General features: G+C 44.6%; 18 protein-coding genes and 1 pseudogene. 11 read left to right on the top strand and 8 right to left on the bottom strand.

From position 1 onward, the window contains the following. Positions 1-44 precede the first annotated feature (44 nt). On the top strand, positions 45-1319 hold the full coding sequence (locus RID09_RS23695) for a cyclic nucleotide-binding domain-containing protein (protein ID WP_446338372.1): 1275 nt from the start codon (positions 45-47) through the stop codon (positions 1317-1319). A 223-nt stretch (positions 1320-1542) separates the two neighbouring features. Here RID09_RS23695 and RID09_RS23700 read toward each other — a convergent pair whose 3' ends face one another. Beyond that, on the bottom strand, positions 1543-3228 hold the full coding sequence (locus RID09_RS23700) for an NAD(P)H-quinone oxidoreductase subunit 4 (RefSeq protein WP_446338373.1): 1686 nt from the start codon (positions 3226-3228) through the stop codon (positions 1543-1545). 190 nt (positions 3229-3418) lie between these two features. On the opposite strand from RID09_RS23700, the gene RID09_RS23705 reads away from it, so the two are divergent. Then, positions 3419-4327 carry a cation diffusion facilitator family transporter gene (locus RID09_RS23705; RefSeq protein WP_446338374.1) on the top strand — a complete coding sequence of 303 codons (909 nt, stop codon included), beginning with the start codon at positions 3419-3421 and terminating at the stop codon, positions 4325-4327. 50 nt (positions 4328-4377) lie between these two features. Here RID09_RS23705 and RID09_RS23710 read toward each other — a convergent pair. Continuing rightward, positions 4378-4599, bottom strand: a pseudogene (locus RID09_RS23710) (6-phosphofructokinase); the annotation flags it as partial. Between the two features lie 437 nt (positions 4600-5036). On the opposite strand from RID09_RS23710, the gene RID09_RS23715 reads away from it, so the two are divergent. The 6 genes from RID09_RS23715 (at position 5037) to RID09_RS23740 (ending at position 10413) form a co-directional block, all read left to right on the top strand. Further along, positions 5037-6194 carry a phosphotransferase gene (locus RID09_RS23715; protein ID WP_446338375.1) on the top strand — a complete coding sequence of 386 codons (1158 nt, stop codon included), beginning with the start codon at positions 5037-5039 and terminating at the stop codon, positions 6192-6194. A gap of 96 nt (positions 6195-6290) precedes the next feature. Continuing rightward, positions 6291-7412 carry a T3SS effector HopA1 family protein gene (locus RID09_RS23720; RefSeq protein WP_446338376.1) on the top strand — a complete coding sequence of 374 codons (1122 nt, stop codon included), beginning with the start codon at positions 6291-6293 and terminating at the stop codon, positions 7410-7412. A 488-nt stretch (positions 7413-7900) separates the two neighbouring features. Then, positions 7901-8917, top strand: coding sequence for an aldo/keto reductase (locus tag RID09_RS23725; protein ID WP_446338377.1), 1017 nt, complete (start codon positions 7901-7903; stop codon positions 8915-8917). Positions 8918-8959: 42 nt separating this feature from the next. Next, positions 8960-9715: a peptidylprolyl isomerase gene (locus tag RID09_RS23730; protein ID WP_446338378.1), complete on the top strand. Its 756-nt coding sequence runs from the start codon at positions 8960-8962 to the stop codon at positions 9713-9715. A gap of 255 nt (positions 9716-9970) precedes the next feature. Then, positions 9971-10189 (top strand): hypothetical protein, encoded by a 219-nt coding sequence (locus RID09_RS23735; RefSeq protein ID WP_446338379.1) that lies wholly within the window; start codon positions 9971-9973, stop codon positions 10187-10189. A gap of 53 nt (positions 10190-10242) precedes the next feature. Continuing rightward, on the top strand, positions 10243-10413 hold the full coding sequence (locus RID09_RS23740; RefSeq protein ID WP_446338380.1) for a hypothetical protein: 171 nt from the start codon (positions 10243-10245) through the stop codon (positions 10411-10413). Positions 10414-11145: 732 nt separating this feature from the next. On the opposite strand, the gene RID09_RS23745 is transcribed toward RID09_RS23740, so the two are convergent. From RID09_RS23745 to RID09_RS23760, 4 genes are all read right to left on the bottom strand, one after another. Then, positions 11146-11658 (bottom strand): peptidylprolyl isomerase, encoded by a 513-nt coding sequence (locus RID09_RS23745; RefSeq protein ID WP_446338437.1) that lies wholly within the window; start codon positions 11656-11658, stop codon positions 11146-11148. A 377-nt stretch (positions 11659-12035) separates the two neighbouring features. Then, positions 12036-13544 carry an HlyD family efflux transporter periplasmic adaptor subunit gene (locus RID09_RS23750; protein ID WP_446338381.1) on the bottom strand — a complete coding sequence of 503 codons (1509 nt, stop codon included), beginning with the start codon at positions 13542-13544 and terminating at the stop codon, positions 12036-12038. A gap of 108 nt (positions 13545-13652) precedes the next feature. After that, positions 13653-16370: an ABC transporter transmembrane domain-containing protein gene (locus tag RID09_RS23755; protein ID WP_446338382.1), complete on the bottom strand. Its 2718-nt coding sequence runs from the start codon at positions 16368-16370 to the stop codon at positions 13653-13655. Next, positions 16264-16950: a helix-turn-helix domain-containing protein gene (locus RID09_RS23760; RefSeq protein ID WP_446338383.1), complete on the bottom strand. Its 687-nt coding sequence runs from the start codon at positions 16948-16950 to the stop codon at positions 16264-16266. Before RID09_RS23760 ends, RID09_RS23755 begins: the two co-directional genes overlap by 107 nt. Before the next feature lie 273 nt (positions 16951-17223). On the opposite strand from RID09_RS23760, the gene RID09_RS23765 reads away from it, so the two are divergent. Further along, entirely contained in the window at positions 17224-17370 is a 147-nt protein-coding gene (locus RID09_RS23765) for a hypothetical protein (protein ID WP_446338384.1), read from the top strand. Positions 17371-17514: 144 nt separating this feature from the next. Here RID09_RS23765 and RID09_RS23770 read toward each other — a convergent pair whose 3' ends face one another. Then, entirely contained in the window at positions 17515-18591 is a 1077-nt protein-coding gene (locus RID09_RS23770; RefSeq protein ID WP_446338385.1) for an ATP-dependent 6-phosphofructokinase, read from the bottom strand. A 495-nt stretch (positions 18592-19086) separates the two neighbouring features. Between RID09_RS23770 and RID09_RS23775 the strand changes: the two genes are divergently transcribed. Both RID09_RS23775 and RID09_RS23780 read left to right on the top strand, forming a co-directional pair. Then, entirely contained in the window at positions 19087-19860 is a 774-nt protein-coding gene (locus RID09_RS23775; RefSeq protein WP_446338386.1) for an HAD-IIA family hydrolase, read from the top strand. Positions 19861-20036: 176 nt separating this feature from the next. Further along, the gene (locus RID09_RS23780) at positions 20037-22013 is read left to right on the top strand and encodes a leucine-rich repeat domain-containing protein (protein WP_446338387.1); all 1977 of its coding nucleotides are present in this window, start codon (positions 20037-20039) and stop codon (positions 22011-22013) included. Between the two features lie 254 nt (positions 22014-22267). Here the strand turns inward: RID09_RS23780 and thrC are convergent, their stop codons facing one another. After that, complete coding sequence (gene thrC / locus RID09_RS23785) at positions 22268-23392, bottom strand: threonine synthase (RefSeq protein ID WP_446338388.1); 1125 nt, start codon at positions 23390-23392, stop codon at positions 22268-22270. Positions 23393-23428 lie beyond the last annotated feature (36 nt).

Consider the following 23428-nt stretch of genomic DNA (forward strand, 5'->3'; position numbering starts at 1 on the left):
TTCTCCGATAGGATTAAAACTGACCTAAAAACTGCAAGCCACCTATGCCAACGGCAGCCTTTTTTCAAGGAATTTTGGGCGCGTCTAGTTTAGCCTTGGGCGCCTGTGTCGGAGTCTTTTGGCAACCGAGTCGCCACTTGTCCGCGACGATTATGGCATTTGGGAGTGGTACGCTATTATCTGCGATCGCGTTTGAAATTACCATTCCTGTTTATCGCCACAGTGGTTTTGCACCTCTGTTAATTGGGTTTATGGCAGGGGGAATGTTATTTGCTTTCCTGACATCCTATATCGACCAACATGGCGGATTCCTGCGTAAACCCGCATCTAGTCGCCGCTACCTGGTTGAACATGGTGCTGATCAGGTGAGTGATGTCCTCAATCGCATCGCCCACATTGAGGTGATGCAAAACCTACCACCCAAGGAACGGCAAAGAGTTGCCCTGTTTCTCAATCCAATTTACGCTAACCCTGGAGACGTACTCTGTGAAGATGGAACCCCTGGTGACTATTTTTATATGATTGTCAACGGCGAAGCCGAAGTGCGAAAGGGTCGAAAAGTTCTGGGTACAATGGGACCTGGAGAAGTCTTTGGTGAGATGGCACTCCTGACTGGAGAACCGCGATCTGCCACTGTGGTTGCTCGCACTCCAATGGAATTGTATCAGTTACACCGGGAACATTTCAATAGTATGCTAACCTGGTCGCCCCATCTGGCTTGGTCACTGAGTCGCGCCTTAGCCCGACGCCTGCAAGTGGCAACAGAGTCACGCCTGGTTGTGGAACACCGTTTAGATCGGTGGCGACAGCAGGTCATGGATCAAGTTGAACTGGATCTATTAATGCGGGACGATCAAATGACCCTGGAAAATTTGGTGAAACAGTCCACACCGTTCGCCATTTTAGTTGGTACATTAATCGATAATATCCCAGAATCGGCTGTTATTGGTATGAATTCTGGAAATAGCGATTTGGGTTGGTCTTTTTTATTAGCGGTATTTATTTCTAACTTTCCAGAAGCCTTATCCAGCGCCACGGGAATGAAACAAGCGGGAACGAAAACGAGTCAGATTTTGGGATTATGGATAGGCATCGTTATGCTCAGTGGTTTATGTGCGATCGCGGGTTTTTATTTACGAAACAATACCTCTGAAGTCGTTGTCGCGATCGCCCAGGCTATTTCTGGCGGCGCAATTTTAGCTATGGTTGCTAGTACCATGATGCCGGAAGCTTACGAATTGGCAGGTAATTCCGTAGTTTTCTCGACAATTTTAGGATTCTTGCTGGGGTTTTTTATCTCATCGAGCCATATAGTATAACTGGCAAGCCGCGATCGCACCTCCGTTATTTGCACTTACCACGCTTAAGTTTTTTTGTCAAATAAGCCCCTGAGCGAGTCCGAGAAATTAGGTAATTAAGTATATTTGTAGTATTTGAGTTTTGTTGTTGTAGAACCTAGCTATTGAATTTATGACATGGGTGGGGCGCAAGGATTGCGCCCCTACAGAATATTGTCGGCAATTTCCGAGAAAATTCGAGAAACTAGCGATTATAGGAAACCGTTGCTACCGATGGTTCCTGAATTTGAGGAACTAAAAATCCTTGGGCATAAATCTGGGGCTTGTCTTGAGCGACTTGGAAATAAGCTTCCCGTAGCTGCGTGTTCACCGCTACTGTCTTGGCATCATAAAGCTGGGTGGCGAGTTTAGGATAGAACCCAATACCCAAAATTAACACTAAAAAGCAAGCGGCAATAAACACTTCCCGTGGTTGAGCATCGGTGTAGACGGCATTAGAAGGCAAAACACAATCCGTACCAAAGCAAACCGCGCCTTCTTCTTCCTTATTCTCGAAGTTGGCATTATCAATATCACAGGTTAGGGCAACGCCTGCTCCGTAAAATACTTGTCTGAGTAGAGAGAGGAGATAGATGGGTGTAAGAATCAATCCCAACGCCGATAGGAAGACAGTCACTGTGCGGAAGGTTGAGCTATAAATATCGCTGGTTGTCACACCGACAAAAACAGAAAGTTCACTAGCAAAACCACTCATTCCCGGAAGGGCAATTGATGCCATCGCGGCGGCGGTAAACAGGGCAAATACTTTGGGCATAACCTGACCAATACCACCCATACTATTTAAGGCTAGGGTATGGGTGCGATCATAAGTAACCCCAGCGAGGAAGAATAGCACGGCGGCAATTAAGCCGTGGGAAATCATTTGCAACATCGCGCCACTGATGCCTAAGTCGGTGAACGAGGCTATCCCAAGTAGGACAAACCCCATGTGAGACACAGAGGAAAAAGCAAGGCGCCGCTTCATATTTGGCTGAGCAAAAGAATTCAATCCGCCATAGATGATATTGATAACCCCCAGCATCGCCAAAATTGGGGCAAAGTAAACATGAGCATCGGAGAGTATCTCTAAATTCAGGCGAATTAATCCATATCCGCCCATTTTCAGGAGTACCCCAGCTAAAATCATTGATACAGGTGCAGAGGCTTCACCATGAGCATCAGGAAGCCAGGTGTGTAAGGGGAAGATTGCTAATTTAACACCAAAGGCGATTAACAATCCGGCATACAGTAGGAGTTCTAAAGCTAAGGGGTAATCTTTGATACCCAGTTCAACCATATCAAAGCTGATTGTACCCTCGCCATAGAGTGCCATGGCTAACCCAGCTACCAAAATAAATATAGACGCGGCGGCAGTATAGAGTAAGAATTTGGTCGCGGCGTATTGACGCTTCTGTCCCCCCCAAATCGAGACGAGGAGATAAACGGGAACGAGTTCCAGTTCCCACATAATAAATAGGAGCAGAATGTCTTGGGCGATGAAGACGCCGATTTGTGCCGAATATAGCACCAGCATTAAAAAATAGAAGAGGCGAGGCTTGTGATCGACTTGCCAAGCGGCGAAAATGGAAAGCGTTGTCACTAATCCAGCCAGAAGCACAAGGGGGAGTGACAGTCCATCCACGGAAACTGCCCAACTCAGACCTAATTGAGGTATCCAGTTATACTTTTCGGTGAGTTGAAATGTGGCATTGCTGGCGTCGTAATGCTGCCAAAAGGTGTACAGCATCAATAGAAAGTCTGCGATCGCAACACCGAGGGCATACCATCGCACCGTTTTACCCCCCTTATCTGGCAGCAGGGGAATCGCAAGAGAGGCAACGAGGGGTAGGAGAGCGATCGCACTCAGCCAGGGAAATGAATTTGCTATCATTGGCGATGAGAAAAAATACTTAGTTAACGGATAATGTTATTTTACTAAGCTTTGTAACATTTTTTTCATAAATATTTATCTTAGATCACCATAAAGCATCTCCCCACCATCACCAGGGTAAAGTGAAAGGGGGGAAAGCCAATGTAAAAAATCTAACCGGTTGCTCAAAGAGTTTTGAACGACTAAGTGCATGTCCCACAACCACCATCACGACCACGAATCCTTCAACTACAATCGCGCTTTTGCCATTGGTTTGATTCTCAATGGTGGGTTTGTCATTGTTGAAGCCGCTTCGGGTATCTTCTACAATTCCCTGGCGTTACTGGCGGATGCAGGTCACAATCTCAGTGATGTCTTAGGCTTGATTCTGGCTTGGGGTGCGAGTCTGCTGTCCCAGCGTTCCCCAACCAAGCGCCATACCTACGGCTTCCGTCGTTCCTCGATTTTGGCGGCTCTTTTAAATGCTACCCTTGTCCTCGTGGCGATGGGTGCAGTGGCGTGGGAAGCGATTAGTAAGTTCTTTAATCCTCAATCTGTACCCGGTGGTGTTGTGATTGGGGTTGCCTTTGTTGGGGTGGTGATTAATACCATTACAGCACTCCTGTTCATGTCAGGTCGCAAAGAGGATATGAACATTCGCGGTGCTTTTTTGCACATGGCGGCGGATGCGCTGGTTTCTGTGGGGGTGGTGCTGGCGGGTATTGCGATTTTGATTACGGGTTGGCTGTGGTTCGACCCGGCTGTCAGTTTAATTATTGTTACGGTTGTGGTAGTGAATACTTGGCAACTGTTTCGGGAGTCGCTGAATTTAGCTCTGGATGCGGTTCCCGAAGGGATTGAACCCCTTGCTATTCGCACTTATCTAACTGAACTCCCTGAGGTGGCTCAAGTCCATGATCTGCACATCTGGGCGATGAGTACCACAGAAATAGCGTTAACGGCTCATCTGGTGATACCGAAAGGATATCCGGGTGATGACTTTTTAGTGAGGGTATCCCAGCATCTGCATGACCAGTTTGGCATTGAACATCCGACGATCCAAATCGAAACGGGTGATCCGAGTCAACCTTGCACTCTGGCTCCAGAAAATCGTGTTTAATTGTTATTTGTCATTTGTCATTTGTCATCAAACTAAGATTTTATTAAATCCTTAGCCACAACAACTATCGCAAAGCGGCGATTCCAGCGATCGCGAAGTTCGGTAATATGTTGACAAACTCCGCTAATTGAATAGGGAATTTCCGGAATCAGGATCACATCAGCACCGCCAGCAATGCCTGCATTCAGGGCTAAATGTCCGGCTTCGCGGCCCATCACCTCAACTACCATGACGCGATCGTGACTGGCGGCTGTATAGCAGAGGCGAGATATCCTTTGTGGCTTTAAGCACCGACTCTCGCGCGTTATAGCGCTACGCATTGAGGTTAAGACAAAAAAAATAGGTGAAAAGGCAACAGGCAACAGGCAACAGGCAACAGATAAATGTCCTAACGTATCCCCGTAGTGCTATATAGTTTAGCCTAGCCTCGTAGCCTCCTTCCCAGGCTCTTGTTCCCAGGTCTGAGAAGGGAATGCACTTTGGGAGGCTTTGCCTCCCGTAATAAACAAGACATAATTGCTTCATTTTTTTCTCAAAAAGTTCTCGCTTAGGCTTGAGGTTTAACGTTTGAGTGAACTATATTGTCCTTATACCCAATCCGGGTTGACTACCCCCTTGATAATCCAGTCCGCGCAGGTGGACTGTGTTTGTGTGGTTCCGTGACTTTCAGTCGCCTGGGCAAAAATGAGGTTACTTATCAACCTGGACTATGCCATTTCTATTAAATTCTCAGAATATTTTTGATTATTTAGTTGAGCATCAACTCGCTCCACAGTCAGACAAAGATTTGAGTCAAGTTGCACCCATTGCGGCTAAAAACTTTAACGTATTAGTCACGTTTCCCAATAGTTATAAGCTTCTAGTTAAACAGGAACGGCATAATCAAGAAGGGAAAGCCGCTGGTGAGTTTTTGGGTGAGTGGCACGTTCAAGCGTTCTTACAGCGATTTCCGCAACTGGACTCCCTGCGCCCATTTCTGCCCCAAGTGCTGCATTTTGATCGGGAAAACTCTATTCTTGTCTGCCGTTACCTGGATGATTACCAGGATTTAATGGAGTTCTACACTAAGGAAAATCGCTTTCCTACAGAAATTGCGACGGCAATTGGTACAATCTTGGCAACTCTCCATCGTCAGACATTTAACCAGCAAGATTATCAGAAGTTCTTTGCTCAAAATTCGGATAACTTAACCCGTGATCAAGTGCCGAAATTCATTCGAGGGTTGGAACGGATTAAACCGGAAGTTTTCGGTTTAGTGCCTGCTGATGGGTTGAAGTTTTTTGCCCTTTATCAGCGCTATGATAGTTTGGGGCAAGCGATAGCCGAATTGGGCAATGCGTTTACTCCCGCATGTCTGACGCACAATGACTTGAAATTGAATAATATTCTCCTGTACAACGATTGGCAACAAGATAGTAATATTATTGTTCGACTAATTGATTGGGAACGGGTTGATTGGGGAGATCCAGCCTTTGACTTGGGAACGCCGATTAGCAGTTATGTACAAATCTGGCTGAGTAGTTTGGTAATAAGTAAGTCTTTGAGTATTGAAGAATCTCTGCGTTTAGCCATGACTCCGTTGGAATGGCTTCAGCCTTCAATTGCCCGATTAACCCAAGCTTATTTAGACACATTTCCGGAAATATTAGAACACCGACCTGATTTTCTGAAGCGAGTGGTGCAGTTTGCGGGTTTTGCATTGATTTATCAGATTCAGGGAATGATTCAGTACGAAAAATCTTTTGGTAACACGGGAATTGCTATGCTTCAGGTAGCGAAAAGCTTATTGTGCCGTCCGGAACTATCAATGGCAACAATTTTTGGTACGGCTGCTACTGAATTAACGGGTTCTCGAAGCCGTTCGTAGTTGCAGTGTCTTCGCCTTAAACGCTGAAGCACTTACTACAAACCTGCAAGTCAATAACATTCCTATTTCAGAGAGTTAGTTACAAACCAAACGATTATGCCATTAATTGATTCCCCTCAAACTCAACCAACAACCAAAGCAACGGAACGATTACTAGATGTTCTCAACGATATCGTCAATAACATTGAAATTCAGCCGAATTTCTCCATTCGCCATCCCCACTATCAACCGTTAGAATTACCGACGGAGGCGGTTGCCCGTTTTCAGAAAATGCCGGGGGATATGCAGCAGAAGTATCTGAGTCTGCAACTTCGGAGTTTTCTCTACGGGATTTATTACAACGGTTCGATGCGAACTGCCCTAGCATTAGATGGGGAAGGAAAGGTTTTGCCCCTAGATTTAGAGAATAATACCTTTTTGGGAGTCGATGTAGGATTTTATGAACGATTGCATGAAAGTAATCGGGGAGACGGATATTTTGACGCCGATTGGTTGGTTTTGAGAGAGGAAAGTGATGGAAGTTTAGCGGTGAGTAAAGGGGGGGTGAGGTTACATATTGAGCGAGATAAGCATCTTCAATATGACCATAGAACTGCTGTAATTGGTGATTTGGTAGCTATTCTGATGCCCAAAAATTTGGTACAAAATGGCTTTTATATGGCGGTTGGGAATCAGGGATTAAATCGGGTTGAAGATGCCCAAGTTCAGTCGGTGACGGTGCGAATTTATTTTAATTTGACTCCTGACGGTGCTGTGGCGGTGATGGCTAGTCTGACGCAGCGGTTGAATGAAATGGGGATTCCGTTTAGTTTTAAGGTTTTGTACAATCCGAAGGACTATGGGCGGTATGATTCAGGGGTGTTGTATTTTGATAAAAGAGATTATCAGAAAGTTAGGCAGGTTTTGCTAGATGTGTATGGGGAGAACAAGTCACAGTTTCAGCCGGAGATTCCCCTATTTACGATGCAGCTAGCACCGGGGTTGGGGTTGGCTGAGGAACCGAATCAAAAGTTTGCTTCTCAGGAAAGTTTTGGTATGAATCGCTGCCAGATTGTGGCGAATGGGTTGCTGGAGGCTTGCTATAACGGGGAGCATTCACCAGAAAGTCGGATGAAGAGTATCCTTGGGCAATTTTCTCTACTGGGGATTGACTTGGACTATGTTCACCTCAATGCCAATTCTGAACATATTTACACGCCTGTAGAAGTAGGCAACTGATATTGAATACTGGCGATAAGCTGTTCAGCATCTAAACTGCCTATGAGTAAAATCTCAAGCCCCTAATACCGACTTCTTTGTCTGGTTAACGGCTAAGCTGTTATGCATTTAAATTGGGAATGGGCAGTGACCAAGATGGTTGCACCACAAAGATTTCGTAGTTTATAACATTATGGTTTAAATGCCAGACAGCTTATTACTGCACCGATAATCTAAAAAATTTTTGTCGCTAAGTATTAATACTTAGGAAAAATTCCTTCGTCAGGAACAGAAATTGATGCCAAAATTGTAGTTATTTTGTCTATTTTATTATCTAAAATTGCTAGACTTAATTTAAATGCAGTAACTATAATGCGGACTCATGAGATTATGGATTACTATGGTAATCCGGATAAACCTAGTCCTCGTTGATTGAATCAGACCAATGATCTCAATAAAATGTCATCAGAAGGTTATCCTGATTTAGCTCTTAGATTAAAATTCAACCAATGTTAATTTCTGATCTTACACAGCCATCTGTCGTCCCCTCAGCTAAAGTTGAAAATCTAATCGCTGAATATCCAGAATCTGATTTGCCTTTCTATCGCAAACTAGGGCGAACTGATTTAACCGTTAGCTGTCTGGGATTAGGTGGTGGTGGTGGTATTTCCAGTGATGATACCCTCTACGCCTTTGACCAAGGTATTAACTACTTTTTTTACTCCAGTGATCTGCACCACTATATTTATAGTTCCATGTCTGGAGCCCTGCGTCAGTTATGTGGGCGTGGTTCTTCAGTGCGAGAGAAGGTGGTGCTAGCAACTGTAACTTACATCAAAAGTCCAGAAGCGGCAATGGCTGCTCTTTTGGATCAGTTCGTGGAATTAGGAATTGACTACATTGATGTGTTATTTTGGGGTTGGATTGGTTCTAACGATGGGGAAGCTTTACAAGCTTGTTTGGAGCTTTCCTCTGATTTAAGAGGTACAAATTCCGTCTATCAGCGTACTATTGAAAGAATGTTTGGCACCTCGGAGCGACTGAAAAAAATGGGAGCTGTTCGTTATATAGGCGCTTCTTTCCACGATGTCAAACTTGCTCGACAGTTGTCTAACAGTCCTTGGTTAGATGTGGTGATGGTCAGGCATAATGTTGCCCATCGCTCTGCTCAAGAACAGGTGTTTAATCCACGGGATGCTCAAGACCCGCAACGACCGGGTATAGTTACTTTTAAGTCTACAGGCTCTCATACCGGAGCGCTATGGGATGCCCCTCCGGGTTTGCCAGAAGGGTGTTGGCAACCTTCTGTTCCTGATTTTTATCGCTACTCTTTGAGCCAGAACTGCGTAGATATTTGCTTAACTGGGTTGCGTGCTCGTGAGGAAGTTGATGCGGCGATCGCTGGTGTGCAGCGAGGGAAGTTGAAACCTAGTGAACTAGATTACCTTAACTTGTATGGCGATTTACATCGCAATAGACTTCAAGTTCTAGATCTTCCAACTGAACGATTACTTTACCGCTCCTAGTTACTGTCCCCCTACCATTAATTACTCATCACCCAAAGTGCAATGCAAGAAACTTTAGAAAAATTGGTGTTACTGTCAAAAATTTCGCCAGCAACAGATGAAGAAATCGTTGCTTATCTACGCCGCTCTTACCAAATAGCTGAAATAGCTGCTTCTGCTGAACAGGAAACTTGGATTTTAGGCGTTTGTGAGCAGTTAGGCATTACTGTTACTGACGAGGAGTTACAAACAGCGGGGGATGCCTTTCGCCAAGAGCATAAGTTGCTAGGAGTATCTGAAACTATGGCTTGGCTGGATAAACAGCGGATTACCGTAAAAGACTGGTCGCAAGGAATTCGCTTATCGCTGCTGAAACAGAAGTTGAAAGAGCATCTTTTCGGGGAGGAAGTAGACAATCACTACCTCAACAACCGAAATGATTATAAGCGCATGGCTTTATCTCAAATCCTTGTTCACGAGCTAACAGAGGCTATGAAAATAGCTCAATCGCTTCGAGAAAAGAGTACCTCTTTTTGTGCTTTGGCTCTAGAATACTCTAAAGGTAAGCAGTCTAAGGAAAATGGTGGTTATGTTGGAATTCGCTTCTTGTCAGAGCTGATGCCTGAGATTGCCCAAGCTCTAAGTGAGGCAAAAGAAGGTGAGGTAGTTGGTCCTCTTCAAACAAGACTTGGTTATCACATAATGAGAATTGAAAAGTGGTTTCCTCCTGAATTAGTCAAGACAAGAGAACAAGTTTTAGAATCACTCTTCCAAGTTTTGCTCAATAAAAAAAACAAGTTTGATTTTAATAGTCACTAGTCTTAATAACTCTAATAACAAACCTGCCATCATAGCTTTACCTTTATCAAAATACATGAGCTTGCTAATACCTATAGCTTACCAGGTTTTCAGTAAGCCAAAATTTTCGCTGTTATCCATTAAAAACTATAACTGAAAAAGAGACATAAAACCTGTTTTTATGTCTAAATTAAATAATAAAAATGCTTGCAATATTCAAGAATAAATTATATCTTAGATGAAGTAAGGCAATAAAAAACTTGGGGGTAATTAATCATGGCTGCAATTGCTATCCATGACCTGCGTCCTGTAGGCTATAATTTGTTATTCGACTCTGAAAGCTACATGACAGATCTTACTGACGATGAACTAGGTATTGTAGCTGGAGGAAAATCAAGCAGTAGTGGTCCTGGGGTTACTTTGGTAGTTACTGTCGTTGTAGGTACTATTGCTGCGGGTTTTGCAGCAGCGGCTTTGTTAGACCGCTATTTCTAGATCATTACAAATGCTAAAATTCAACAATCACAAAACTTGAGGAAGATAGCACGATGGCGAAAATTTATATTGCCGATATAGACGTAGAAAATAGAAGCTTAATGGAAGAATTATCTAGCGATGAACTAGAACTTACTATTGGTGGTTTTATCGTTTCAATAGGTGCACTTGCTGTCGCTTCTTTTTCTGCCGGAGTAGCTTTGTATGCCGCAGTTAAAAATTAGTTGCTGAGGAAAAGGAGGAGGGGTGTACCCAGGGGTAACTTGTTGCAAATTCATCCTAATTTTGCAACAAGTAGTGTAGAAATCTTGTCTACCTACTTCTAGTGATGAATTTCTAAAAACGGGCTGTAGCAACTCCCTTCTCCTTAACAACAAGCTAACTTATCGAGTGGTTTTGTACGAGTAATCCCTGTCAACCAATTTTGTCAACATGCAATGCAATCTTAAACTGATAATAATAGGCGCTTGTAGTTTCTTGCTAGGAGCAGTTCTCTACTTTGGATTATTGAGTGAGTATGGAATTTTCAATAAGAAAACAACAAATTCTGCAATTATACCCATACAATTAGGAAAAAATCTCTGATGTCAAGTTCGGTAGTCTCAGTTGTGCATAGTGGGGAATGGGTAAAAGGGTAAGGTTTTTGCCCTAATAATTACAGGTATAGTAGACGAACTATACAGCATGACATGATATCATTTCCATGCCTGAAAATAGTCAATAGCAGCAACATTATGATGGGGTTTAAACGCCGTCATAAGTCTATATTTTTACTTATAGCAGTCGCCAAGGTCATTAGGACATCAGATGAATGCCGCTTATTGTGTCGATGCATGTTTAGTGTCCTAACTGTTGTGGCGGTTGCTATAATATGAACCTGATGAGGGAATTTCAGTTTTCCTTTTAATCGGTAATGTGCAAAATCAGGAACATTATAATTAGCTTGAAATAAAATTCTAACACTCTGGAGTAATTTTTCTAACTACTTCGACTTCATCAACTTGTTGTTCCAGCCATTTTGTAAACAAACCTGATACGAGTGTTTCACGCAGCAAAGTATCCAATTTTGGTTGAACTATTTCCTCTACAAAAATTAGGTGTATTCCCCTAGATGTAATGATGGGCTTAAGAAGCTGAGGAGGTTCAGAAGAATAGATTACAGCAGAAATCTCTGGCTTAAGTTCCTGACGAGGAACGATCCCTTTGTATCCTCCAGATCGTCTTAATTCTGTATCTTCAACATATTGACGAGCAACTTCAAAGAAACTTACTTCGCCTTCAGTGATCGCGTAAAATAGTTCCATTGCTAAATCTTCATCATCCAAAATGACTTCGTACATGACCACACCACTATAATCAAGTTGGTGTTCGTAGAAAAACGGTTCAACTTGATTGGCAAAGAGATGGTGAGCCAACTTAATAGAAACTAAAGAGTTGTAGACTAATTCTTCAAAATCGTCTAAAGACATAACATTCTGGTTCAACCATTTCCAAGTCTCTTCAGCAGTATTGAGTTTGTTGGTCAGCCGCAAGTAATCAGCAAATTTCTGAAGTTCTTCAGTAGTTACTTCGATTCCTGCTTGAACAGCGGCTGTTTTAATGATATTCAGTTGAACAATCTCTTCTGTGATAGAGGTAATTTTGCCCGATAGCTTAACTTGATGCAGAATATCTTTACTAGTAATAGTAATGGATTGTAGCATGATAAACCTCTAATAATTAAAACCATCCAACACAAGGCACTTACAAAAAACTCTATCCCTACTCGGTACGGCTTAAAGGGATTTGCCAATATCCCCATCATCTGACTAAACCCAACAAACTAACCTGGAGTAATCTTTTTCGCCTACAATTTTAACCCACCTTGCTGTAACTTTTTAAATGGATCAAGAATAAAGTCAATAATCCGACGCTGGCGAACAATAACTTCTGCTGTTGCCGTATCTCCTGGGCGTAAAGGAACACATTTATTGGCTGTGGGCATACAATCTTGTTTGAGTTCAATTTCCAGGTCATAACTCGCCACTTGACCCTGTTCCGTTTCCGTCACCTTAGACGTGGGTGAAATCTCCGTTAACGTTCCTTCCACCACGCCATAATCCTGAAACGGATAGGCATCAAACTTCAACTTCACCGCCAAACCTTCCCGCAACGAACCACTCTCATTTGTCGCCATTTGCGCCCGAACAACTAACGCCGAATCCTCTGGAGCAATCTCGGCAATCGTAGTCCCCTGCTGCACCACAGCCCCCGCTCCTGGAATCGGTAATTCAAACAGCGTACCCTTCAATGGCGCTTCAATAATACGTTGCTCCAACTGAAACTTCAAGGATTCAATTTGACGCTTACTCTGAGCAACCTCCGCCTTCAGAGTCGCCCTTTCTGTTTCCAAATTATTGAGCTGTTCCTCTATTTTTAGCACCGCCAGCTTACCCGAATGAGTCAAACTCTGATAACTCCGCTCCTGTTCTTTTAGTCGTAACTCTGCCTGTTCAATATCCGCTTTAACTTGCTGAATCGTCCGCTGATAACTACTCCGTTGCTCTGCTAAACGTAGCTTACCCTGCTCCATATCCGACTTTGCCTGTTCATACAAACCTTGCCGTTCCTGTACCATATCTTCTCGGTCAACCACCTGAATTTCGGAAACAATTCCTGCCTCCATCGCATCCCGATAACGCTCGACTTCCCGCTGAGCATTAGCTAAACGAGTCTCGATAATTTCCGCAGATGTTTGATTCAGCTTCAGATTCTGCTGAGCCTGTTCTACTTGTGCCAACTTTTCCTGTTTTTGTAAGTCAGAGGAATTCCTCAAGGCATCAATATTCTGCTGCGCTTGGTCAATTTGCACTCGCTTTTCTAAAGCCTGAGCTTGATTTTGTTGGTCTTGAGTGGCTAAAGCGACAACTAACTGTTTCTTCAATAAATCCAACTGGGATAGGCGATTGAGTTGACCCTCTAACTTATCCTGCACCTGTTGCAATTCCGCCGTCACTAAGTCTGATTCCAAAACTAATAAACTCTGTCCAGCGGCAACTTTATCCCCTTCATTAACCTTAATTTCCTTTACCGTCCCAGCGACAGCCGCATCGAGTCGGACTGTTTTCCCTTTAGGTTCCAGCCGCCCTTTGGCTGTTCCGGTTTCATCCACTTTAAACAGGATTGCCCAGGGTAAAACAATAGAGACAAATACGACTAAAAAATACAGCAATCCCCTCGTCCACACTTGGGGCAAAGTATCGAGTAATTCCTTCGTCGCAAACGACCAATCATCGGTGGCTATTGCTGGTGTTGAGGCGGTTAATTCCTCCTCCTGTCGTTGAGTTGGCATCTGTCCATTCAATGAATTTGGCATAATTTTGTCATTCGTCAAAACACTGATTTCACGGATTTATTATCCAGATGGAGGTAGGGGGGTGAGAGCTTAGTCACACTGATGACACTCATAGGTTATTAAAAAAAATCACCCCACACCATCCAACTGTTGCTGATTCAGATAAAAATAATGCCCCCGCTTCTTCATCAACTCCTGATGAGTTCCAGTTTCAATCAACACCCCCCGATCCAACACCAAAATCTGATCCGCATTCCTTACCGTAGAAAGACGATGAGCAATCACCAACGTTGTCCTCCCCTTTAAAATCCCATTCAAATTCTGCTGAATAATCCTTTCCGACTCCGCATCTAAATGAGACGTCGCCTCATCCAAAACCAACAACCGAGGATCACCCAATAAAGCCCGCGCGATCGCAATTCGTTGTCGTTGTCCCCCCGATAACATCCCCCCACCTTCCCCAATCTGAGTTTCATACCCCATCGGTAACCGCTTAATAAACTCATCCGCCCCCGCCAACCGCGCCGCCTCCATAATCTCTTCCAACCTAGCCCCAGGATGTCCTAAACTAATATTTTCCCGAATCGTACCGCCAAATAAAAACGTATCTTGGTCAACCACCCCCACCTGTTGACGTAACGAACGCAACGACAAACTGGTAATATCATGCCCATCAATCAACACCTTCCCCTCCGTCGGCGGATATAATCCCAAAACCAACTTAGACACCGTCGTTTTCCCCGAACCACTGCGCCCCACCAACGCCACCATTTGCCCCGACTTCACCTCAAAGGAGAGATTTTCCAACACATTACTATCACTCTCCGGATGATAGCGAAACGTCACATTGTCAAACCGAACATCACCCCGCATCGGCGGTAACGTCGCCCTCGCTTGTTCCTGTAAATCCTCCTCTGGTGTCGCATCCAAAACATCATTAATTCGTTCTACGGCAATTACCACCTCCTGCAACTGATTCCACAACACCGTCAACCGCTGGAACGGCATAATAATATTCCCCAACAACATATTAAATGCCACCAATTGCCCAATCGTTAACTGATTCTGAATCACCAAATGTGCCCCAAACCACAGCAACGCCGTCGTCGCCACCGCTTCAATGGTGTTGCTAAAGATTTGCAGGCGATTGCCAATTACTTGCCCAGAAAACCCCTTCTTAATCTCCTGATTTAATAACTCCTCCCAATGCCAACGCACCATCTGTTCCACCGCCGTGGCTTTCACCGTTCGCACCCCAGAAAGGGCTTCAATTAGATAACTATTCTCCGTGGCATAAGTATTAAAAATCTCCCGGGAAATCCGCCGTAAGAAAGGCGTCGCGATCAACGCCAATAGAAAAAACGGTGGCACGATCGCTAACGCCAGTAGCGCCATCTTCCAGCTATACCAAACCATCAATCCCACATAGATAAACACCGTAAGTAAATCCAGTAGAATCGATAGCGCCTCACCAGAAAGAAACCGTTCAATCTTGCGATTTTCCTGTACCCGTGAGATAATATCCCCCACATAACGGGACTCAAAGAAACCCAACGGCAAGCGAAACGTATGGCGGATAAACCCGACAATCAGCGCCAAGTCTAACTTATTCGCCGTATGGTCTAGCAGATACTGACGCAACCCCAACATTGCCACCCGAAACAGGCTAAACATCAGCAAGCCAATCCCCACCGCCATTAAGGTTAAACCCGATCGCTGTACCACCACCCGGTCTAAAATTAACTGGGTAAATAGGGGCGTCACCAATCCAAATATCTGGATAAATAAGGATGCGACAAATACCTCCAGCATCACCAAGCCATGAGGCTTGATTAACTCAAAGAACTGCCAGAAGGGCGTCGTACTCTCTTTTTCATCCTTAAATAACGCCGTCGGTTGCAGCAGCAGCGCATAGCCCGTCCAATTCTGCTTAAATTCCCAGTGACTTAAGGTTTTCTGACCAATAGCCGGATCAGCGACAACAACCAGCTTCCGAGTAATTTCATAGACAACAATATAGTGCTTCCCTTCCCAGTGAACAATTGCCGGTAATTTCTGCTTTGCCAACTGATCCAGACTCGCTTTTACAGGGCGAGTGGAAAAGCCAATACTTTCCGCCGCCGCCGATAGTCCCCGCAGCGACGCCCCATTGTGGTCAACATTAGCAATATCCCGCAAGCGATTCACACTAAAGCGCTTCCCCCAATAGCGAGACACCATCACCAAACAAGCTGCACCGCAATCCGAGGCACTCTGCTGGGCAAAATAGGGATAGCGGCGAATCACCCGTTGTAATAAATGCCCGACTTGCTGAGTTGGGTTGGGGAAGTAGGCTTTACTTATCTTTTTTGGGGAGGTTGACGCGGGGATAGCGGGGATAGCCGGAGGTGTTGCATTCCCCTGATTGTCCTCAACCCTCTCCGGTTCAACCAGTTGGGAATTCCGCCGCTGCGCCTTATCCCACAACTGCTCTCGGATTTGAGGATAGTTCGCCATCAAGGACAATACTACCTCACCCGGAATCAAGCACAACTGCAAATTCACCGAAGCCCTAGCTGAATACGGCTGAAACCCCGCTTCAGGAAACAAGGTAAATTCGCCAAAGGAGTCACCAACATCCAGAGTGGCAATTAATTCACCCCCTTGGTCGATTAACCTCACCTTACCTTTTGTAACAATATAAAGACCCGCCTCCGCCTCTGTTCCCTGCCAAAACTTGCCCACTTTCGGGGTTCGGGATTTAAATTGAGGGAGATAATCCTGAAACTCGCTGACTGAAAGGGAATACCCCAGGGTATGATTGAGCTGTTCTGGAGAAACTAACTGCGTGGATGAATCTTGCCCCATGACCGTAGATGTCCGTATTTTCCCCTGATTTGGCGACGTGAAGTGACTCTAATGCTTGAGCATCAGCCACAGACGCCGATGGCAAGTCCTGAATGGAAATGCTGGTAACCCGTTGTGGTGTCTGTTCTGGGGTATGGCTAGGTTTTTGTCGTGTGGATAACCCCATTTGTGTGAGTAGTCGGTTAATGTGGCGATCGCTCACTTGAATGCCAAACTCTTGCGCCAGATGCTTGGCAAGCCAGTTCGCTGTCCAACGCTGAAATGAGTAGCCAAATTCACGGGGACTCCGGGAAACCAGTTCTTGCAACCGCTCTAGATAGTCCTCATTCACAGCTTTCGGGCGACCCCGTGGACTATCCTGCCATTGGTGCGCCATCCCACTGTGCGCCATCAAAATCCAATGCCGTGCTGTGGCGGGACAACATCCCAAACGTTTACAGATTTCGGTTTGAGTTTTGCCTTCATCCGCAAGCAGCATAATTTCAATGCGCTGGCGGTAATGTGTGGCTAAATCCCCTTGCAAACTTTTTTGTAGCCGTTTGCGCTGAAACGGTGTAAGATACAAACTTGACGTTTTCAATGCTATCTCTCCTAGTCAATATTCCTAACTTGACCCACACTGATGTCTCCTCATGGGTATTGTGAGGCACTACTGGGATTAGTGATGGATGATCGATAGGTGACTACTGTAGGCGGCAGAAATTAGCCAGCCGTTTCTCTCCTGACGAGTAATTCATCATGTCCTGACCAATTGTATTGGTCGTGAAAAACGTCTGTCGTCTTCCACTAGACAGAAAATGATCTGGAGCCAACTGATTCAGTCATGAGCTAGGCATCATTCACACATTACTGTATGCCGATATACAAATTGCTAGAAACACTGTTGATGCCAATTGGAATGATTAGCTTTGTTTATTATACACTTGCCGAGAAAAAATGGTGCATTCGCTCAAAAAAACTGCCGACTTATTCTCAACCTGCCGCACCGCCGCAGGTGTAATCCTACGGATTTTAAAGGCAATAAGCAACAGCCAATTCAAGAGTCACACCACCTTTAGGGGCACGGCAGTGCCGTACCCCTACGCAACCTGTCTAAATTGAACGATGCACTCTAGGCTGGCGATCGCATTCAAGTTATATCTACCTAAAACTCTCCAATGTAGGTGTCGAGGGCTCTAGCTGTTTCCACTAGGGGGTGATGGCGATCAACTAAAATAGGACTTTTGCTAGTCACCTCATCAATGGGAATGCTGACGACTATTCCATTTTGCCAAGCGACCATTTTTTGATAGTCATCTTTGGCAATTAAGTCTACAGCCGTTTTGCCAAAGGAGGTAGCAAGCAAGCGATCTAAAGCAGAGGGCGCACCACCCCGTTGAACGTGACCTAAAACGGTTACTCGTGCTTCAATCGTGTTCCCGCTACAGTGAGAAATCTGGTCAGCCACATAATCTCCGATACCCCGTAATCGGATCTCACCTAGGGCGTCTGTGTAGTATCGTTCTTGACCCTCAAGGGTTTTCGCCCCCTCAGCCACAACAACGATCGCAAAGCGGCGATTCCAGCGATCGCGAAGTTCGGTAATATGTTGACAAACTCCGCTAATTGAATAGGGAATTTCCGGAATCAGGATCACATCAGCACCGCCAGCAATGCCTGCATTCAGGGCTAAATGTCCGGCTTCACGACCCATCACCTCAACCACCATGACGCGATCGTGACTAGCCGCCGTGTAAGAGAGACGAGATAAGGCATCAACAATGGTATTAACCGCCGTATCGAAACCAACGGCTAGATTCGTGAAAGCCACATCATTATCAATCGTCTTGGGGACTCCCACGATATTCATACCCCCTTGATGGGCAAGCTGATTCATAATCGCCAGACTCCCGTCGCCACCAATGACAATCAGGGCGTCTAGACCTAATTTCTGATAACCAGCGATAATCTGATCGGCTTGAGCCTCAGTATCCCCTTTGTTAATTGAACCGAGGATAGTACCACCAGTACTCAGGAGTGGGTCGATTCCCCGATTGTCAAGACCGTGAACATTCAGTGAGACTGATTTGCCTTCCAATAAACCTTGGGTGGCGTAGGGAATACCTAAAACTTCCCAATCATAACTCAGAGTAGCATGTCTAACGGCAGCGCGAATGACCGCGTTTAATCCGGGACAGTCACCGCCACTGGTGAGTAGACCAATCCGTTTGCGAGTTTCCATAGGTCGATCTCAAGTGTGTATTATTGTGGATGGCTTTAACGAAGGCTATTTGATCATCAAAGACAGGTTTACTCCCCAAACATTCTGACAGCACCCTGACACCACAACTGCGGATTTGCCGTTACTGAATTAGGATCAAGCTGAGTTAGGATTTGGTGCAAGTCTGATTGAGTGGTGCAGTTGTGGCACTCGTCTTAGAGAGTCGTTTGCATCAAAAAAGCTTGATCAGCGGTAAGTCCAGGGTAGTAAGCGTTAACCAATGTTGGCAAACATTGTACAGAATCCCCTCATGGCAAAAAACCTCAACCGTTGCTGGTCTGGTGAACATCTAGTCCAAGATAGCGAATTTTCTTTTATCTGAGAGTATCAAGCAGCACTGCGGTGGGAAAATGGTGATTGAGGAGTCGCGATGGGGCAGATCAATATATTTTCTCGACCCAGACTGGTATCATCATTGGTGATTCTGACGTCAATGCTTTTAAGTCCCTTGTTTTCATGAATGAGCTACGCGGCAAACAAGCATTTATCTGTGATATGGATGGCGTGATTTACCACGGCAACCGCTTACTGCCAGGAGTGGAGGCATTTTTGGACTGGTTGAAGGCGTCGGGGAAGAAATTTCTGTTCCTCACCAATAGTAGCGAGCGATCGCCTCGGGAGTTACGAGAGAAGCTAAAACGGTTAGGCGTCGAAGTCCCCGAAGAACATTTCTACACTAGCGCCTTGGCGACGGCTGCATTTTTGGCTCAACAATGTCCCGGAGGAAGTGCCTTTGTGATTGGGGAAGCGGGGTTGACAAATGCGCTGTATAATGCTGGTTTTTCGATGAATGATACCAACCCAGATTATGTGGTAGTGGGTGAGACGCGCAGTTATAGCTTTGAGAAGTTAGAACATGCGGCGCAGTTGATGATTAAAGGAGCAAAACTAATTGGCACAAATCCTGACTTAACAGGACCGAGTGAGAAAGGAATTGTCCCCGCGACAGGGGCGTTAATTGCACCGTTGGAACTAGCGACGGGGGCGAAAGCCTATTTTGTCGGGAAGCCGAATCCCTTAATGATGCGCCATGCTCTGAAGCAGTTGGGCTGTCGTCGCGAGGATACAGCCATCATTGGCGATCGCATGGATACAGATATTATTGCCGGGATTGAGTCAGAAATCGAGACGGTGTTGGTTTTGTCTGGAGTCACCCGCCAAGAGGATTTAATCCATTTTGCCTATCGTCCCCACTATATTTTGCCAGGAGTCGGGGATTTAGTCCCTTGACTTTTCTGGAAATACCTAGATGTTTGTTACATATTATAAACCTGTTCTAAATGACCATAAAGAGCGTTAAGAGGTTTATTTAACACTCTAGCAAAAGAGAGGCTCTAGGGAGTATTATCTAATTTTAGGCAGATATAAAACCGTGGTTTCACGGGTAAGACTGAGGTTATAGCAGAATGACTAATAAACAAGTGACTGAACCCAAAAAGGTATCGAGTGATACAAAAATCAGAATCACTCGTGCTGAATTAGTCAAAATCATTGCTCAAGCTACCCAAGAGGGAGTATGGCAACTAGATTTATCAGAGAAAGGTATTACAAAAATTCGCGACGAAATTACCAGATTAACTACCCTGAGATATCTAGATTTATCTAAAAATCAGATAACAGAGATACTGGAGAATATTGCTAAATTTCCTAACCTGCAATGGCTGGATGTATCAAATAATCAGATCAGAGAGATACCGCCGTATATTCGCCAACTCACTAACCTGCAAACGCTGTATTTATCAAATAATCAGATAAGAGAGATACCGCTGTATATCCGCCAACTCACTAACCTGAAAACACTGTATTTATCAAATAATCAGATAACAGAGATACCAGAATATATTGCCCACCTCACTAACCTGCAATGGCTGGATATATCGAATAATCACATAAGAGAGATACCGGAATATATTGCCCAACTCACTAATCTGGAAGAACTGGATGTATCAAATAATCAGATAACAGAGATACCGGAACATATTAGCCAACTCCCTAACCTGCAATGGCTGGATGTATCGAATAATCAGATAAGCGAGATACCGGAATGCATGGTTCACCTCACTAGCCGAGGAAGGCTGAATTTAGCGAATAATCAGATAACAGAATTAGATTTATCGAATAAAGGTATCACAGAAATTCCTGACAAAATTATTCAAATAACCAACCTGCGACGCCTGGATTTAAGGAGAAATCAGATAAGAGAGATACCGGAAAATATTGTCCAACTCACTAATATTAAATTGCTGGATTTATCGAATAATCAGATAAGAGAGATACCCGAAACTATTACCCAACTCATTAACCTGCAAACGATGTATTTATCGAATAATCAGATAAGAGAGATACCCGAAACTATTGCCCGAATCACTAATCTGGAAGAGCTGTATTTATCGAATAATCAGATAAGAGAGATACCCGAAACTATTGCCCAACTCACTAACCTGCAATGGCTAGATTTATCGAATAATCAGATAAGAGAGATACCCGAAACTATTACCCAACTCACTAACCTGCAATGGCTGGATTTATCAAATAATCCGATAAGAGAAATACCGGGATGTATTATCCAACTCACTAGCCGAGAAAAACTAAATTTAGCGAATAATCAGATAAGAGAACTAGATTTATCAAATAAAGGCATTACAGAAATACCGGAAATTGTTGTCCAACTCAATAATCTGGAAGAGCTGTATTTATCGAACAATCAGATAACAGAGATACCGGAATGGATTACCCAACTCACTCACCTAAAATTTCTGTACTTATCAAACAATCCGATAACAGAGATACCGGAATGGATTACCCAACTCACTCACCTAGAATGGTTATCTTTATCGAATAATCCGATAACAGAGATACCGGAAAGTATTACCCAACTCACCAACCTACAATGGCTATCTTTATCGAATAATCAGATAACAGAGATACCAAACAGTATTGCCCAACTTACTAACCTGAAATCGCTGGATTTAAGGAGAAATCGGATAAGAGAGATACCGGAAAGCATTGGCAACCTGGCGAATCTTGAACTGCTGTATTTATCGAACAATCAGATAAGAAAGATTCCGGCATATATTGCCCAACTTACTAATTTGGAATCGCTGTATTTATCGAATAATCAGATAAGAGAGATACCGGAAAGTATTACCCAACTCACTAACCTGCAAAAGCTGGATTTGCGGAACAATAAGATAAGAGATATAACGGAAAGTATTATTCAACTAACTGACCTGCAAAAGCTAGATTTATCGGGAAATCCCATAGGAAATGTAGTCTTAGGGACACGCCACCGCGATTTTCCATCCCCTCGCCCTGGAGACGTGGTACTGGGTTCTCAATCTTCTCCTCCCTCGAAAAAATCACAGAAATCATCATCTGAGTAACCGGAAACTTTTCCCATCTCAGCTACATCCCCAATTGACAAACCAACTAATCTCCTATCGCTTCCCTCACCATCCGACGCCTATCATTCACCCCCCAAACCACCCCCACCTGCGGTTCAATCTCAATGGATTCCACCGCACCCAATACCGAGTAAAATCCTCTAAATTCAAGCTTCTCTTAACCAAACAGTATCGTCAAGATCCCCGACTTCTTCAAGAAGTCAGGGATCTTACTTAATTGGATAAACTGTACTTCACCAACCTGAAGAACTGAATCCCATCACCTCAGCGACGGCGGTTGTGGTTGGCTTAATTCCTCGCTGTAACTGGTTGTTGCAGTGTTGAATAGCTGTATCCGGATCTTTTAACCCATTCCCTGTCAACACACAAACCACGGTTGCTCCCGTCGGAACTTGATCTTTCACTTTTAATAACCCCGCCACCGATGCGGCGCTAGCGGGTTCGCAAAATATTCCTTCTTGTGATGCCAAGAGGCGATAGGCTTCGAGAATTTCGTCATCGGTAACGCTATGAAATTCTCCCTGACTGGCATGTTTTACCGCGACAGCTTTCTCCCAACTTGCCGGATTCCCAATCCGAATCGCGGTAGCGATTGTTTCCGGATGCGCCACAGGTTCACCCAGGATCAACGGCGACGCCCCTGCCGCTTGGAATCCCATCATCCGAGGTAAGCGATCGCACAACCCATGTTGATGATACTGGCAAAAGCCCATCCAGTACGCCGTAATATTCCCCGCATTTCCCACCGGAATACACAGCCAATCCGGGGCATTCCCTAAATTATCGACAATTTCAAAAGCGCCAGTTTTTTGACCTTCCAACCGATAGGGATTCACCGAGTTAACCAACGTTACTGGATAATTTGCTGCTAACTCCTGCACAATCTGCAAACAGTCGTCAAAATTGCCCTCAATTGCCAATACCTGCGCCCCATAAACCAATGCCTGCGCCAACTTACCCAGGGCTACATACCCATCCGGAATTAACACAAAAGCTTGCATATCCCCCCGACTGGCGTAAGCCGCCGCTGAGGCAGAGGTATTCCCTGTACTGGCACAAATCACTGCTTTCGCCCCAGCTTCCTTTGCCTTAGAAATCGCCATGGTCATGCCTCGATCTTTAAAGCTACCTGTCGGGTTAAGACCATCATATTTGGCAAATACCTTGACTCCCTTACCCACCGCTTCAGAAAGGGCAGGAGTGGGGATCAGAGGAGTATTTCCCTCTAAAAGAGTCACCACTGGAGTTGATGCGGTGACGGGTAAATAAGACCGATAGGTTTCAATTAGACCTGACCATTGACAAGACTGGGCAAAAGTCTCTTTCGTTTGAGGGGTGTTGGTAGCAGACAGAGTCATGGGTGATTTCTTACTGAATTTTGTTGACACTCTCAG

The organism is Coleofasciculus sp. G1-WW12-02 (assembly GCF_040219735.1).
Taxonomy (GTDB): Bacteria; Cyanobacteriota; Cyanobacteriia; order Cyanobacteriales; family Coleofasciculaceae; genus Coleofasciculus.

Excerpts from the sequence above, each read along its gene's own strand:
- RID09_RS23695 (WP_446338372.1), top strand. The coding sequence starts at position 45 with ATGCCAACGGCAGCCTTTTTTCAAGGAATTTTGGGCGCGTCTAGTTTA.
- RID09_RS23700 (WP_446338373.1), bottom strand. The coding sequence starts at position 3,228 with ATGATAGCAAATTCATTTCCCTGGCTGAGTGCGATCGCTCTCCTACCC.
- RID09_RS23705 (WP_446338374.1), top strand. The coding sequence starts at position 3,419 with ATGTCCCACAACCACCATCACGACCACGAATCCTTCAACTACAATCGC.
- RID09_RS23715 (WP_446338375.1), top strand. The coding sequence starts at position 5,037 with ATGCCATTTCTATTAAATTCTCAGAATATTTTTGATTATTTAGTTGAG.
- RID09_RS23720 (WP_446338376.1), top strand. The coding sequence starts at position 6,291 with ATGCCATTAATTGATTCCCCTCAAACTCAACCAACAACCAAAGCAACG.
- RID09_RS23725 (WP_446338377.1), top strand. The coding sequence starts at position 7,901 with ATGTTAATTTCTGATCTTACACAGCCATCTGTCGTCCCCTCAGCTAAA.
- RID09_RS23730 (WP_446338378.1), top strand. The coding sequence starts at position 8,960 with ATGCAAGAAACTTTAGAAAAATTGGTGTTACTGTCAAAAATTTCGCCA.
- RID09_RS23735 (WP_446338379.1), top strand. The coding sequence starts at position 9,971 with ATGGCTGCAATTGCTATCCATGACCTGCGTCCTGTAGGCTATAATTTG.
- RID09_RS23740 (WP_446338380.1), top strand. The coding sequence starts at position 10,243 with ATGGCGAAAATTTATATTGCCGATATAGACGTAGAAAATAGAAGCTTA.
- RID09_RS23745 (WP_446338437.1), bottom strand. The coding sequence starts at position 11,658 with ATGTCTTTAGACGATTTTGAAGAATTAGTCTACAACTCTTTAGTTTCT.
- RID09_RS23750 (WP_446338381.1), bottom strand. The coding sequence starts at position 13,544 with ATGCCAAATTCATTGAATGGACAGATGCCAACTCAACGACAGGAGGAG.
- RID09_RS23755 (WP_446338382.1), bottom strand. The coding sequence starts at position 16,370 with ATGGGGCAAGATTCATCCACGCAGTTAGTTTCTCCAGAACAGCTCAAT.
- RID09_RS23765 (WP_446338384.1), top strand. The coding sequence starts at position 17,224 with ATGCCGATATACAAATTGCTAGAAACACTGTTGATGCCAATTGGAATG.
- RID09_RS23770 (WP_446338385.1), bottom strand. The coding sequence starts at position 18,591 with ATGGAAACTCGCAAACGGATTGGTCTACTCACCAGTGGCGGTGACTGT.
- RID09_RS23775 (WP_446338386.1), top strand. The coding sequence starts at position 19,087 with ATGAATGAGCTACGCGGCAAACAAGCATTTATCTGTGATATGGATGGC.
- RID09_RS23780 (WP_446338387.1), top strand. The coding sequence starts at position 20,037 with ATGACTAATAAACAAGTGACTGAACCCAAAAAGGTATCGAGTGATACA.
- thrC (WP_446338388.1), bottom strand. The coding sequence starts at position 23,392 with ATGACTCTGTCTGCTACCAACACCCCTCAAACGAAAGAGACTTTTGCC.